Here is a 13883-nt window from a genome sequence, read left to right on the forward strand (position 1 = left end):
CGCCAACATGCGTCAACGGCCCACCACCGCACGGCGGTCCGTCCGCTCAGGACCCGGCGAACGCCTTCTCCATCTGCTGCGCGGCCTTGCGGTACACCGCCAGCAGATCGAGGTCCTGGCCCGGGTAGTTGGCGATGCTCAGCTGCTTGGCGCCCGAACCGGGCAGTACCGTTCCGGTCGACATGTTCTCGTTGTCGAGCACGAACTTCGGCTTCTTCGCGGACAGCTTGGACAGCTGAGCCGGAGTCACCGCCTCCGGGCCGTAGGTGCCCACCATCTGCGCCCCGGCGAGCTTGGCCGCCCATGTGGTGAACATCTGCGCCGTCACCGCCGGGGCCTTGCCGCCCGGCCAGGCGGCCCGCACCTTCTTGTGCAGCGACTCCCACTCCTTGCCGAACGTGGTGTTCCACCGCCCGGCCGCCTTCTGCGTACCGAACGCCTTGCCCAGACGCGTCACATTCGCCGTCGTCTTCGACGGGGTGTTGTCCAGGTTGAGCTCGATCATCTTGGCGTCGGAGCCCGCCGCCTCCTTGATCCGGCCGGCGAAGGGCTCGAAGGAGGAGTAGAGGACATAATCGGCCTTCGCCACCTTGGTCAGATCCGACGGCTTGACGTCGTAATCGGGCGCATGCCGGATGCCTGCGGGGACGATGGACGTGACGTTCTTCGCCCCGGCTGCCTTGGCCAGCGCCGCCTCCCACGCGGTGGTGGCGACCACCACGGGTCCGGAGGCAGCCTTGTCCGACGTACCGGAAGCGGTGTTTTCCGAGGCCGCGCCGGAGCCGCATCCGGAGATCAGCAGCAGGCCCGCGCTCAGTGCGGTGAGGGGACGGACGAGGACGCGGGTTCGCGCCATGAGGGAGTTCTCCGTTCAGGGATGAGATGAGCTGCGAGGGCGACCGCACCCGCAGTGAGGACGAGGACCGGCCCGGGCGGCAGGTCCCAGGCCAAGGAGGCGAGAAAACCGACGACGTTGACCACTAGCCCGATGCCGATCGCCCACAGCGTGATCGACACCAGGGAGCGGCCGAGCCGGCGGGCGGCGAGGGCGGGCAGCAGGGTGAGCGCGTCCACCAGCAGGGCCCCGGTGAGCCGGATGGCACCGGCCACCGCGACCGCCACCAGCACCAGGAGCAGCACGGTGAGCCGCTGGACCGCCACCCCGGAACACAGCGCCAGTTCCCGGTCGTGCAGCAGCAACGACAGCTCCCGGCGCCGCCAGACGAACAGCGCGGGAAGAGCCACCGCCAGGGCACCCAGCACCGCGAGGTCGACGGGGCGCACCGCCAGGATCGACCCCCACAGCAGCGCGAAGGCCCCGTTCGCATTCACCCCCGACAACGCCAGCATCAGCAGCGCGGCGGCGATGGCCAGACTCATCAGCAGCCCCATCGCCCCCGACAGGCCGTCCGCCGTACGCGCCAGGGGAGCCACCCCGGCACCCGCCAGCGCACAGGCGACCAGAGCACACAACACCGGGTCCAGTCCCAGCAGTTGCCCCACCGCGATACCCAGCAGCGCCACATGCATCATCGCGAAGCGCACCGGCATGATGTCCAGCCCGACGATGATGACGCCCACCACCGGCAGCCCCATGGCTGCGAGCAGCAGACCGGCCCCGGCGCGCTGGACGGGCACGAGTTGGAGCAGGTCACCGACCTGGCCGAACGCGCTCACCGGACCTCCCGCAGACGTCCGGCGGCCATCTCCAGCGTCCGGTCGCAGCGCGCGGCCATCGCCCGGTCGTGGGTGACCACGAGCACCGTCACCGGCAGCGTGGTGAGCACCTCGGCGGCCTCCTCCTGCCCGGCGAAGTCCAGTGCCGCCGTCGGCTCGTCGGCGAGCAGCACCCCCGCCCCGGCGGCCACACACCCCACCGCCCGCGCCAGATGCATCCGCTGCAACTGCCCACCGGACAGACTGCTCAGCGGACGGTCCGCGAGCGCACCCACCCCCAGACGCTCGGCGGCGTCCGCCGCCTCGGCCGGGGCACCGCTGCTCGCCAGCAGTTCCTTCGCCAGCAGCGGGAAGCGTCCGGCAGCCGGGCGCTGCGGTATCCATGCGCAGGCCCGCCGGCGCCAGGCCCATTCCGCCGCGCTGCGGCAGCTCCGCCGCCCGACGAGAATCTGGCCGTCGACCTGCCGGTGCAGCCCCAGCACCGCCCGCAGCAGCGTCGTCTTGCCCGAACCGTTCGTACCGGTCAGCGCGATCCGTTCACCGGCGGCCACATCCAGATCGACACCGCTCACGGCCTCCAGGCGGCCATGCCGGCACACCACGCCGTGCATCCGTACGTCGAGACCGGACGACCTGCTCGTCTGCCGTGCCGCTGGGGGCTCCGGCCGCTCATTGCTGCGCTCCACAGCCCACTAGTCGGACCGCCGGGCCGTGGAGTTCCCGGGAACTCCACTTTCTCTGGGGGGCCGGGGCGGGTGACGCGTCACGGGGGCGTGCCGGCGGACGTCGTTGGTGCGCGCGAGGCCCGATGCCTTCCGCTGCCTGCTGACCGCTGCCTGCTGACCGCTGACCGCCGATCTCTGACCGCTGAGGGCCGACCTCCGATCTCTGACCTCCGACCGCTGACGGCCGCGGAGTGGTCGCGGGGCCGGGCGTGCGGGGTGGGGGCGGGGGCCGGGACGGGCGGGGGCCGGGCTTGCGGGACGGGGGCGCCGGACCGGGGCGCGGGACCGCTGTTCCAAGCGTCCCTGCGCCCCGGCCTTCTGCCCGGCCGACCACCACCACCGCCGCCGCCTCATCCGGCTCCCGACACCGGCCGAGGCTGACCCTGCCTCAGGCCGATCCGGCCTCAGGCCGATCCCGCCTCAGGGCCGATCCCGCCGCAGGCCAACCCTGCCTCGGGCCGACCCCGTATCAGGCCAATCCCGCCTCAGGCCGACGCCGTCGAAGCGGACACCTGCCACGTCGCGCCGAACCCCGCCTCCGCCGCTTCCCGCTCCGCACCGCCCGGCCGCCGCACGGTGGTGCCTTCAGCGGAGTTCACCAGCGCGATCAGCGTCTCCCGGGCCCGCGCCACCCGGGACCGGACGGTGCCCACCGGACACCTCGCCACCGAGGCGGCCTGCGCATAGGGCAGCCCGAGCAGCTGGGTGAGCACAAACGCTTCCCGCCGCGCGGGCGCAAGCGCGCAGAGCAGATCGGCCAGCACGATGCCCTCGTCGAATCCCGGCAGGACCTCCGGCTGCGCCTGTTCCGCCATGGTCTGCCAGTCGTCGAGCGCGGCGATCCGGGGCCTGGCCCGGTTGGCCCGGATCCGGTCGGCGACCGTGCGCCGCGCGATCGTCAGCAGCCAGGTACGGGCCGAGGACCGGCCCTCGAAGGAGGGGAGGCCCCGGAGGGCCCGCAGATAGGTGTCCTGGACCAGGTCGTCCGCCGCCTGGAAGTCACCGCTCAAGTGCGTGACATAGCGCAGCACATCGCGTCGGGTGGCCCGTACGAACCGCTCGACGGCGGCCTCGTCGCCGCTACGGCCCTCCAGCGCCCACCTGGTCACCAGGGCATCCTCAGCGGCACGCATGCGAGGCCTCCTCTCCCGTGCGCAGTTCCGTGGGCAGGGGTATCTGTGATACCGGCATCTGGGCAGGCGTCATCATCATCGGAAGTCCTTCGCTGGATCCGGTCACTGTGAACGGCATCGGGACCGGAGATGTCGGGGCGGGCGCGGCCGGCGCGGCGTCCGCGCAGGTTCCGTCCGTGGCCCGCAGGGCGCACTGCTGTCAGTGGACAGCGGGCTCCAGCGGTGGGCCCCGTCGCGAGACGACATGGACCAGGAGCAGTCTCCGCAAGGCGCGATGCGGTGTCCGCTCCGGTTCCCGGGTGTCCGGAGGGAGGGTCGGAAGCACGGGGTGCAGAACGAGCCGGATACGCGGTACGAGAGCGAGGGACACCGCCCGCACCAGCCGGAAGACCGCTCGTTCGCCGCCCCACATCCACCACACGCTCAGCGTCGCGATCAGCAGATGCGCCGCGAGCATCGCGCCGATGCCACCCGGCGTCCCCGGATGCGGTAGGTGCCCCATGCCGGGCATCTGGCCCGGCATCGACAGACCGCCGAAGTGCCCGTCACCGAGCATCGCCTGCACCGGCAATCCGTCAACCAGGCCCTCGTGCGGGCCACTTGGGACGCGCATGTCATGGAACGGCACACCGCCACCACACCGCAGCGATTCCCACCACAGCTTGGCCCAGGACAGCTTGCTGTGCCCGGCGTGGTCGATCGCCTGCCCGAGGGCGAAGGCGGAGTGCAGCGTCGCTTGGGTGCCCACGGTCAGGGCCGCCACCGTCAACGGACCTCGTTCACGGCCGGCGAAGCACCATGCACCTCCCGCGGCCCCTGCCGCAGCCGTGAGCAGCACCTTCCACGGCAGCACCGCACCGGAGGTCAGCACATGCCCGACAGCCGTGAGCAGTACGCAGACCACCGCGAACGCGATGGCCCGCAATCCCCTGAGTACGTATCCGGCTTCCATGGCGAGAACAGCTTGCCCCTCCCGTGCTCCGTCAGACAGAAGAGGCCAAAAGATGCTCACTTCCGGAGTGAAAATGACTGGCGGAACGGATGGCGGACTACGGCACATCGATGGCCGACGAGTCACCCAAAGACGTACGGGACACCCGGCACCGAGGAAGCCCCGCATCCGGGGTACGGCCGACAAAGGCGACGTACCGCCCTCATCGCACCCCCTTCCCAGACCCCCTCTCCAAACCCACACCCCTCGAACGAGCCACAACCAGTAGCGTCGGACACATGCGTGCCTTCATCGTCGATGCGTTCACCGACCGCCCCTTCGCCGGCAATCCCGCCGGTGTGTGTCTGCTGGACGAGCCGGCCGACGCCGCCTGGATGCAGCGAGTGGCCGCCGAACTCAACCTGCCGGAAACCGCCTTTGTGCACCGGACAGCGGAAAACACCTACGGATTGCGGTGGTTCACGCCGACCGTGGAGGTCGATCTGTGCGGTCACGCCACATTGGCCACCACCCACGTGCTCCACACCACCCAGGGCGCCGCTCCTGACGCGGGCCTGCACTTCGACACGCTCAGCGGTGCACTGACCGCCCGTCGCGACGACCAGGGCGTGATTTCCCTGGACTTCCCGGCGGATGCGCCGACCGCCACCCCCGCGCCGCCGCACCTCGCCGAGGCCCTCGGCGCCGAGCCGAAGTGGACGGGCCGGGCCAGGCACGATCTGCTCGTGGAACTGCCCGATGCGGCCACGGTGCGTGACCTGACCCCGGACATCGCCGCGCTGGCCGACTTCAGCGGCCGGGCGGTCATCGTGACCGCGAACGCCCCGGACGGCGCCGACCACGACTTCGTCTCCCGAGTCTTCGCCCCCGCCGCCGGCATCCCCGAGGACCCCGTCACCGGCGCCGCCCACTGCGTCCTCGCCCCCCTCTGGTCCGGACGGCTGGACCGCACCACACTCACCGGCGTACAACTCTCCCCACGGGGCGGCCGGGTGGGCGTCGAACTACGCGGCGACCGCGTCACCCTGCTCGGCCAGGCAGTAACCGTCTTCGACGGCGAACTGCGGGCTTGAGGCGGGCCGGCCGGCCGAGACGACCGCGGCCGCCCGCAGACGCAGGCAGCGTCTGCACCACCCGGTAACCGGTTGTGGGGGAACCACCTCCTGACGATGATCGACCCCATGACCACGCCGCAGCACGGGCTCTTTGCCGAGGCCCCTCTCGAAGAACTCTTCCCCGAGGCCGGGGAGGGGGACCTGGAGCTCCTACGGCACGAAGCCGCGCGGGTGGATGCGGCACTCGCCCCGAAGGGCCCGGCGCGGTGGGAATGGGAGCCCGGGGTGCTGTTCACGGAGATCACGGTGGGCGACGAGGCCGGCGACCGGCTCGAATACATGCTGCAGGTGGACTGTTCGGAAGGCACCAGCGCTTGGGTGTTCGCGGGCGTGAGTGTGGCGTGCGGGTGCGAGGAGAACCATGAGACGCACCTCGTCGACCAGGCCCCCGTGTACCTCACGGAACTGACCTCCCTCTACGAAGGAGCAGAGCTGGGGATTGCGTTCTCCTTCGCGGCATGGGAGTTGACCGGCTGGATCGAGAACCCCAGGGAACCGGACTACTGGCGCTCCCTGAAGGGATTGCCGGCGCCTCGACCGACCCCTCCGGCGCCTTGACTGACCGCCCCCGCTTAACCGATGGACCGGACGAAGCTGGACCGATGGTCTGGAGAGAGGAGACAGGTGTGGACGCTGCCGTCGTCTTCTCGAACGCTGATGCCGCCGCGCTGTACGACCTGTTGAATCCGTGGGACCCCGAACAGTGCCCCAGCGATGCCTTCTACGACGAGCTGGTCATGGCCGCGGCCTCGGTCCTGGACGTCGGCTGCGGCACCGGCGCCATGCTGCACCTCGCTCGCGAACGTGGCCACCCGGGCCGTCTCGTCGGACTTGATCCGGACCGTGCCGCACTTGCCCGGGCTCGGTCCCGGGCCCGGCATCGCACCGCTATCGAGTGGGTCGAGGGCACAGCAGCGGCAGCCTCGCGGTGGGACGCCGCGTTCGACCTGGCGACGATGACCAGCCACGCCTTCCAATGCCTTGTCACGGACGCGGAGTTGCGTGCCTCCCTCGCGGCGGTCCACACGGCGCTGTGCAACGGCGGCCGCTTCGCGTTCGAGACGCGGCACCCGCAGGCGCGTGCCTGGGAGGACTGGAATCCCTCCGAGGCATCCGACATCGTCGACTCGGCCGGCCGGGCCCTGCGCGTATGGCACGAGACCGAGTCCGTCATCGGTGACCTGGTCACCTTCACCGGGACGACGGCCGCGGCCGACGGCACCGTGCTCCGCGTCGACCGGACGAGCCTGCGCTTCCTTGACGTCGCGAAGCTCGACGAGTTCCTCATCGACGCGGGCTTTGCCGTCGAGGCCCGGTACGGGACCTGGGACGGTGGGCCCGTCACCGGTACGAGCCGGGAGATCATCACGATTGCCCGCCGCCGATAGGGCCATGGGGCTGTGTAGCCTTCGGTGGCGAGAAAAGGCGGGAGCGACTTCAGGCGCATGCAAGAACAACACAGTCACTTGACGAGGCGTCAAGTGGTCGACATCACAAGGTTTTGATATTCGGCAAAGCGCCCGCTGTCCGCTTTTGCCTGTGGTTTCGTGATACCTTCCTTCCCGCTTCTTATTCTGTCGTTACATCCATGGGGGGACCGCGGATGCGCCGTCGCCCATCCCGGAAGGATCACCGGTCGAAGTCTGACGACCCTCCTCTCTCGAGATCTCGCTGACGCGCCCACCCCTGCCGTGCAGTTTCCTTCGCCCGTACGGCGTGCGGAAGGAAACAAGGGTGGGGTTATTGCCGATGTGGACATCCGGGCCGCCGAAAGGCAGCTCACCGTAGGCCGGAAAGCGCTCAGCAAAGTACCGCGATCTGGCCATTCCTTCAGGACAGCGCAGTTGGTGAATTCGCCGCCGACCGGCGGCGATCCGGATTCGCCCCGCTGAATCCGGAGGAGGCGCGCCAAAGAACCGCGCGAGCACCACACCACCACCGAATCCCAGGGCTGAGAACGCACGCGCGCCTTGGCTCCCTCAGCTGAACCCGGTCGTTCCGACCCTTCAACGGACAGGCTCATGAAACGAATACCTTGGGTGCGCGCCGCCGCTGTCGGCGGCTGCGCCTCGATCGTGCTCGCCGTTCCGGCGCTCGCCGCGCACCAGGCGTCGCCGCCGGCTGCTCGGACCGCGCCCGCGGATCAGGGCGCACAACCGTCCCTGCCGCGCGGCTTTCGGGCACCGGATGTGCCCGCCGGCGTGGCGACTGTGCCGTCGTCCGGTCCGGCGACGCCGTCCTCTGGCCCCGTGAAGCCCTCCAAGGGCGTGACGCAGGAAGAGATCCGCAAGGCGCAGGAGCTGGAGCGCTACTGGACGCCGGAGCGCATTCGTGCCGCCGTCCCCGTGGACGCGGTGCGGGCGGGGGAGAAGGGGCAGGATCCGCCGAGTTCCGCCGACGTGGCGGGCCGCAGTGGAGTGTTCGCGCCGAGCCATCAGGTCGCGTCGGGAGCCGCCACGGTCGGTGTGTTCCTGATCCGCAGTGAGGACGGGTCGGCGACGCCCAACCAGTTCTGCAGCGCCAGCGCCGTCACCTCGCCGACCAAGAGTCTGGTGCTCACCGCGGCTCACTGCCTGAAGGGCGGCAAGTCGTATCGCAATGTCGCCTTCGTGCCCGGCTACCGGGGTGGGGCCTCGCAGGCGGGCCAGCCCGGGGAACGGCCCTACGGGCTCTTCCCGATGGAGCTGGGCAAGGTGTGGATCGATGAACGGTATCTGTCCTCGTCACCCAGCGACGATGTGGACTTCGCCGTCCTGCGCGTCGGACCGAATTCCCAAGGACAGCTCCTGGAAGATGCCGTCGGCCGCGGCAACACGCTCACGGCGGTCCGCGCCGCGGATCTGGCCCGCCGTGAGGTGACGCTCATGGGCTATCCCGGGGGCCAGAAGACCCCGCTGCAGTGCACGAACGCGACCAGGGCCTTCCAGGGCCGGTTCATGGAAATCAGCTGCGCCGGCTTCAGTACGGGGGTCAGCGGCGGTCCGTTCCTGGAAGGCTTCGACGGCAGCCGCGGCAACCTCGTCGGTGCCATCGGCGGCTACAAAACCGGCGGGCTCCAGGACGACGTCTCCTACAGCTCGCAGTTCGACAACGACGTCTTCCGTCTCTACCAGCAGGCGGTCACGGACGCGGCGCCGGACACCGTCAACCCCCTCGGTGACGCCACCACCTGGCAGCACGCCAGCACCGTCCTCACCGGCCGGTTCCACTCCGAATCGGTGCGCAACAACACCGGCGATCTGATCGTGCGCTGGTCCGACGGTGAGGTCTCCCTCTACCCCGGCAACCGCGCATACGGTCTGCGCAAGGACATCCAGCTCGTCAAGAAGGGACCGGTCTGGAAGAAGGCCAAGGCCGTCACCGCCGGAGAATTCACCGGCAACAGCACCGACGACCTCCTCGTCAGCTGGGACGACGGCAAACTGACCCTCTACAAGGACGTCAACGAGACCAACAAGCTGACCCAGGCGATCCAGCTCAAGGGCCCCAACGGCACGTGGACGCACGCCGAGAGCATCACCGCGGGCCGGTTCGGCGGCGGCAACACGCGCCGCGACGACCTCGTGGTGCGCTGGTCCGACGCCGAGATGACCCTCTACACCAATGTGGACGGGCGGGGTCTGCACGCCGAGAAGCAGCTCGCCAAGCGCAAGAACACGACCTGGTCACACGCCCGCGACAGCGTCGCCGGGAACTTCGCCGCGACCGCCGGCGACCAGGATCTGTTCGTCCGCTGGTCCGATGGTGAAGTGACCGTCTACGAGAACATCGCCGCCAAGGGCTTCAAGGCCGAACACCGGCTCCGCCCCGCGAAGTCCGCATGGCGTTACAGCAACCTGGTCACCGCCGGCGCCTTCGGCGGCGGTACCCGTCAGGACGACCTCATCGCGCTCTGGCCCGGCGGCAAGCTCGTCATGTACGGCGACACCACGGCCAAGGCCCTGGGCCTCGAGCGTCTGCTCGTTCCCGCGCGGATCAGCTGAACCTCACGTCACGCCCCAACCGTGCCTTCCGGTCTCGCATAGGGAAGCGGAAGGCACGGCCTCCTCGTCCTCTACGCCTCGGCCCTCGGGGCCACCGCCGGCGCTCCCTCCGGACGCCGGCGCGCAGATCAGGCCGGCGCTGGGAGGCCGCGGATCAGGTCCGCAGCCTTCTCCGCGATCATGATCGTGGGAGCGTTGGTATTGCCCCGCACCACCGTCGGCATCACCGAGGCGTCCACCACGCGCAGGCCGCTGACGCCGTGCACCGCGAGCCGGGAGTCGACCACGGGGCCGATCGCGCAGGTGCTCGCCGGGTGGTAGAGGGTCTGCAGCTCGCGCCGGGCGAACTCCAGCAGGCCGGCGTCGTCCGTGGCGCGGGGGACGCGGAAGTCGGCGCGACGGTGTTTGCGCAGGCTGGGCTGGTCGGCGATGTCCAGCAGCATCCGCAGTGCCCGTACCGCCGTGGTGCGATCCTCGTCCGTGGTCAGGTAGTTGTGCAGGATGTGCGGTTTGGCGCTGGGGATCGCCGACCGCAGCGAGACCTTGCCCCGGCTGGTGGGGGCGAGCAGGACCGCGCCGAACATGAAGGCATGGTCGGTGACCGGGCTGATGCCCTCCTCGTGGAACATCACCGGTGTGGCGTGCACCTGGACGTCGGGAGCGTCCAGCCCCTCGCGGGTGCGGTGGAACCCCCCGGCCTCACCGACGTTGGAGCTCAGCGGACCACGGCCCTCGGTTTCCAGCATGCGCACGTTGTCCGGCGTCTCCGCGGTCAGCAGGGATTCGGTGTCGGTCAGGTAGGAAAGGCCGATGTGCGGGTGGTCCTGCAGGTTTTCCCCCACCGGGAGGTCCACCCGGGGTGTGATGCCGCGGGCCGCCAGTTCATCGGCCACGCCGATACCGGAAAGCATGAGCAGCTGCGGGGAGTTGTATGCCCCGGCCGACAGCACCACCTCCCGCTCGGCGCGCAGTTGGAGCAGGTCACCGCCCCGTTCCAGCTCGACCCCCCTCGCGCGAGCGCCGTCGAACAGCACCCGGGTGCACTGGGCGCCGGTGAGCACTTCGAGATTCGGCCGTTCCAGAGCGGGCCGCAGATACGCGACGGCCGTACTGCAGCGCATACCGTCGCGCTGCGTCAGGTGGTAGTAGCCGACACCGTCCTGCTCGGGACCGTTGAAGTCAGCGGTGTAGGGGTGGCCGGCCTCCTGCGAGGCCGCCACATAGGCAGCCATCAGCGGATGCCGTGAGCGGCCTTCGCTGACGGTCAGCGGCCCGCCGGCCGCGTGCCACGGCGATGTCTCCCCCCGGAAGTCCTCGGCGCGCAGGAAGTAGGGCAGAACGTCGTCCCAGCCCCACTGCTCCGCACCCGCGGCGGCCCAGGCGTCGTAGTCACGGCGGTTGCCCCGGATGTAGATCATCGCGTTCATCGACGACGAACCACCGAGCATCCGGCCCCGGGGCAGGAACCGGCGCCGGCCGTCCAGTCCCGGTTCGCAGTCGCTGAGGTAGCTCCAGTCGTACTTCGTCTGGAAAAGCTTGCTGAAGGCGGCCGGGACGTGGATTTCCTGCGCATCGTCCACCGGCCCGGCCTCGACCAGCAGAACGCGGGTGCTCTCGTCCTCGGTGAGCCGGGCCGCCAGCACACATCCGGCCGATCCGGCACCCACGATGATGTAGTCGTACACCCATACCCCTCACGCAGCGCTCTTGCGGACCTCTCCACCCAAGCCGCTTCGGCAGCTCCGCTCACACCGGGAATCCAGCCAATGTCATCCGGATCCGACCCGCCCCGTAAGGCAGTTGAGGGACGAGGCCTCCCAGGTCAGGCAGGCGCGGCGGCACGGATCTCCTCGTACCGCGCATCCCGACGTGGCCCAGCCCGGCCCGGCGCATCCCGACGTGGCCCGTCCCGGCCCGGCGCATCGAGGCGCGGCCCGGCCCGGCGTATCCCGAAGCGGCCCGTCCCGGCCCGGCCCGGCACCGCGCCACCGCAGCGCTCAGCTGCCGGTGCGCTGCCGTACGCGAGGGCGGGCCGCCCGGCCGCATCGATCATGACGGCCGGAACCGCGGCGTACGGCGGCCGCGCTGCCGCTCGTCCCGGGACCGGTCACCACGCCGAGTGTCCGCACCTGAGCGACGGGCGCAGAATGAAGAGAGCCGCTCTGGCGTCCGGAGGGCGGCCGGGCCACCGTGCGCGGCGGGTGGAAGGACAAGCCGGTGCCATCAGATCGGCCGAGCGACGAGCAGGCTCGCGGTCCGCTCTGGTCCGAGCCCGGGTCGCTGCTGGAGCATGTCGCGGTCGCCGTGTTCGGCATCGATGACGACAACCGGATCTGCTACTGGGGCCCCGGCGCCCAGCACCTGTTCGGCTACCGCGCCGCGGAGCTGCTGGCGAAGCCCGGTGCCCTGCTCTTCCCCGCCGCTCCCGGTGACGGTTCCGACGCCTGCGCCCGCCTGGCGGAGCGCGGCCGGACCGAGGGCTACTGGCGTGGACGGCTGCTCGCCACGCATCTGGACGGTTCGGTCTTCGACTGCGGCTTCCGGGTCTTTCCGGTGGCGGGGGCCGCGGGGCGTTCGGTGGTCATGGCCCTGGCGAGCCGTGGTGACGAGCTGGACCGGGTGAAGACCAATCTCGCCTTCCTCGACGCGCTCTTCGAGACCTGCCCCATCGGCCTGGTCATGCTCGACGAGGAGCTGCGCTACGCCCACCTCAACCAGGGGCTCGCCGACATCAACGGGCTGCCCATCGAGGAACACCTGGGACGGCGCATCACCGAGATCATGATCACCGCGGACGGCGGCGAGTACGAGCGGATGCTGCGCGGCGTCGCCGAGGAAGGCAAGCCCGTCGCGGGGGTACGGGTCGGGATGCGTACCCGGGGCCATCCGGACCGGGACAAGGTGCTGTCGGTGAGCTTCTTCCCGCTCTCCCGGGCAGGGGGCACCCGCCCGGGGGTGGGCGGACTGCTGGTGGATGTGACCGACCGGGAGCAGGCCATCGTCGAGGCGACCGCCACCCGTCAGCGGCTGGCGCTGCTGGACCAGGCCTCCACCCGGATCGGCACCACCCTGGACGTGCAGGTCACGGCCCAGGAGCTGGTCGACGCCGTGGTCCCGGTCTTCGCCGACGCGGCCGTCGTGGAGCTCGTGGAATGGCTGGACGAGCGGGAGTCGTTCGACCCGGCGCTGCCGGTGATCACCCGCCGCCTCGCCCACGGCACCGTGCTGCCCCCTCCCGCGACGGAACTGGTGAGCGGGGTGGAGGGAGTGCACTACCCGCCGGGCTCCGCCATCCACCGGATGCTGCGGACCGGCCGCCCGATCTCCGCGCCGGTGAACCAGGAGTTCATCCTGCGGACCGTGCTGGATGAAGAGCGCGCCCGGGTGCTGGCCGACAGCGGTCTGACCTGCCTCCTCCTCGCCCCGCTCATCGCCCGGGGAACGGTGCAGGGCATCGCCATTTTCGGCCGGTCCGCGGCCCGGCCGGCCTTCACCGAGCAGGACCTCAGCCTGGCCGCGGAGCTCGCCTCCCGGGCCGCGCTCTGCCTGGACAACGCGCGGCTATACAGCCGGGAGCGGAACATCGCGCTCACCTTCCAACGGGCGCTGCTGCCCAGCTCCCTGGGGACCTGCCCCTCCCTGCACCTCGCCCATCGCTATCTGCCGGGCAGCCACGTCACCGAGGTCGGCGGCGACTGGTACGACGTGATCGCCCTGCCCGAGCAGCGAGTCGCCCTGGTCGTCGGCGACGTCATGGGACACGGCGTCTCGGCCGCCGCGTCGATGGGCAGGCTGCGCATCACCGCCAAGGCACTGGCCCGGCACGACCAGGAGCCGGAAGAGCTGCTCACCGAACTCGACCAGTGCGCCCAGGAGGCGGGCATCGAACTCGCCACCTGTCTCTACATCCGCTACGACCCCGTCACCGGACACACCCGGATCGCCAGCGCCGGTCACCCCCCGCCCCTCCTCCGCTACCCCGACGGCCGTACCGAGATCGTCGACGAGGTGCTGGGGGTCCCCCTCGGCGTCGGCGGCTGTCCCTACCGGTCGACGGAGATCGGCCTGCCCGACGACACCACACTCGTCCTCTACACCGACGGCCTCATCGAGGCACGGGGCCAGGACATCGACGAGGGGCTGACGGCGCTCCGCACGGAACTGGGCCGGCTCCCCGACTCACTGGAGGCCGCCGCGGACCACATCCTCGCCCGCCTCGTACCGAGCTCCCCGGCCGATGACACCGTCCTGCTCCTCGCCCGGGTACACCGCCTGCGGCTGTGAGCGCGCGGCCGCGT

The 13883-nt window shown here is 70.5% G+C and carries 11 protein-coding genes; 5 read left to right on the forward strand and 6 right to left on the reverse strand.

Translation table 11 applies throughout. The features are described 5' to 3' along the window. Positions 1-46: 46 nt before the first annotated feature. The 5 genes from STRNI_RS37595 to STRNI_RS37615 form a co-directional block, all read right to left on the reverse strand. Entirely contained in the window at positions 47-856 is an 810-nt protein-coding gene (locus STRNI_RS37595; protein WP_148590741.1) for a metal ABC transporter substrate-binding protein, read from the reverse strand. Then, complete coding sequence (locus tag STRNI_RS37600; protein WP_277412843.1) at positions 814-1677, reverse strand: metal ABC transporter permease; 864 nt, start codon at positions 1675-1677, stop codon at positions 814-816. The genes STRNI_RS37595 and STRNI_RS37600 overlap by 43 nt, the downstream gene beginning before the upstream one ends. Continuing rightward, entirely contained in the window at positions 1674-2288 is a 615-nt protein-coding gene (locus tag STRNI_RS37605; protein ID WP_093638001.1) for an ATP-binding cassette domain-containing protein, read from the reverse strand. Before STRNI_RS37605 ends, STRNI_RS37600 begins: the two co-directional genes overlap by 4 nt. 599 nt (positions 2289-2887) lie before the next feature. Next, positions 2888-3535, reverse strand: a complete 648-nt coding sequence (locus tag STRNI_RS37610) for a sigma-70 family RNA polymerase sigma factor (RefSeq protein ID WP_277412844.1) — start codon at positions 3533-3535, stop codon at positions 2888-2890. 199 nt (positions 3536-3734) lie between these two features. Beyond that, on the reverse strand, positions 3735-4487 hold the full coding sequence (locus STRNI_RS37615; RefSeq protein ID WP_148590771.1) for a PE-PGRS family protein: 753 nt from the start codon (positions 4485-4487) through the stop codon (positions 3735-3737). A 278-nt stretch (positions 4488-4765) separates the two neighbouring features. Here STRNI_RS37615 and STRNI_RS37620 point away from each other — a divergent pair, with 278 nt between their 5' ends. The 4 genes from STRNI_RS37620 (at position 4766) to STRNI_RS37635 (ending at position 9585) form a co-directional block, all read left to right on the forward strand. Next, positions 4766-5560: a PhzF family phenazine biosynthesis protein gene (locus tag STRNI_RS37620; protein WP_277412845.1), complete on the forward strand. Its 795-nt coding sequence runs from the start codon at positions 4766-4768 to the stop codon at positions 5558-5560. 108 nt (positions 5561-5668) lie between these two features. Further along, positions 5669-6160, forward strand: coding sequence for a hypothetical protein (locus STRNI_RS37625; protein ID WP_277412846.1), 492 nt, complete (start codon positions 5669-5671; stop codon positions 6158-6160). A gap of 68 nt (positions 6161-6228) precedes the next feature. After that, complete coding sequence (locus STRNI_RS37630; RefSeq protein ID WP_274733376.1) at positions 6229-6990, forward strand: class I SAM-dependent methyltransferase; 762 nt, start codon at positions 6229-6231, stop codon at positions 6988-6990. Positions 6991-7623: 633 nt separating this feature from the next. Continuing rightward, complete coding sequence (locus STRNI_RS37635; protein WP_277412847.1) at positions 7624-9585, forward strand: trypsin-like peptidase domain-containing protein; 1962 nt, start codon at positions 7624-7626, stop codon at positions 9583-9585. A gap of 128 nt (positions 9586-9713) precedes the next feature. Here the strand turns inward: STRNI_RS37635 and STRNI_RS37640 are convergent, their stop codons facing one another. Continuing rightward, positions 9714-11270, reverse strand: coding sequence for a GMC family oxidoreductase (locus tag STRNI_RS37640; RefSeq protein WP_277412848.1), 1557 nt, complete (start codon positions 11268-11270; stop codon positions 9714-9716). Between the two features lie 532 nt (positions 11271-11802). Between STRNI_RS37640 and STRNI_RS37645 the strand changes: the two genes are divergently transcribed. After that, positions 11803-13869, forward strand: coding sequence for a SpoIIE family protein phosphatase (locus STRNI_RS37645; RefSeq protein WP_266439788.1), 2067 nt, complete (start codon positions 11803-11805; stop codon positions 13867-13869). The last annotated feature ends 14 nt before the right edge of the window (positions 13870-13883 follow it).

The sequence above is a fragment of the Streptomyces nigrescens genome, assembly GCF_027626975.1.
Lineage (GTDB): Bacteria > Actinomycetota > Actinomycetes > Streptomycetales > Streptomycetaceae > Streptomyces > Streptomyces nigrescens.

What these genes read in the sequence shown, in the direction of transcription:
- STRNI_RS37610 (WP_277412844.1), bottom strand. Translation starts at nt 3,535, where the DNA reads ATGCGTGCCGCTGAGGATGCCCTGGTGACCAGGTGGGCGCTGGAGGGC.
- STRNI_RS37620 (WP_277412845.1), top strand. Translation starts at nt 4,766, where the DNA reads ATGCGTGCCTTCATCGTCGATGCGTTCACCGACCGCCCCTTCGCCGGC.
- STRNI_RS37595 (WP_148590741.1), bottom strand. Translation starts at nt 856, where the DNA reads ATGGCGCGAACCCGCGTCCTCGTCCGTCCCCTCACCGCACTGAGCGCG.
- STRNI_RS37605 (WP_093638001.1), bottom strand. Translation starts at nt 2,288, where the DNA reads ATGCACGGCGTGGTGTGCCGGCATGGCCGCCTGGAGGCCGTGAGCGGT.
- STRNI_RS37615 (WP_148590771.1), bottom strand. Translation starts at nt 4,487, where the DNA reads ATGGAAGCCGGATACGTACTCAGGGGATTGCGGGCCATCGCGTTCGCG.
- STRNI_RS37635 (WP_277412847.1), top strand. Translation starts at nt 7,624, where the DNA reads ATGAAACGAATACCTTGGGTGCGCGCCGCCGCTGTCGGCGGCTGCGCC.
- STRNI_RS37625 (WP_277412846.1), top strand. Translation starts at nt 5,669, where the DNA reads ATGACCACGCCGCAGCACGGGCTCTTTGCCGAGGCCCCTCTCGAAGAA.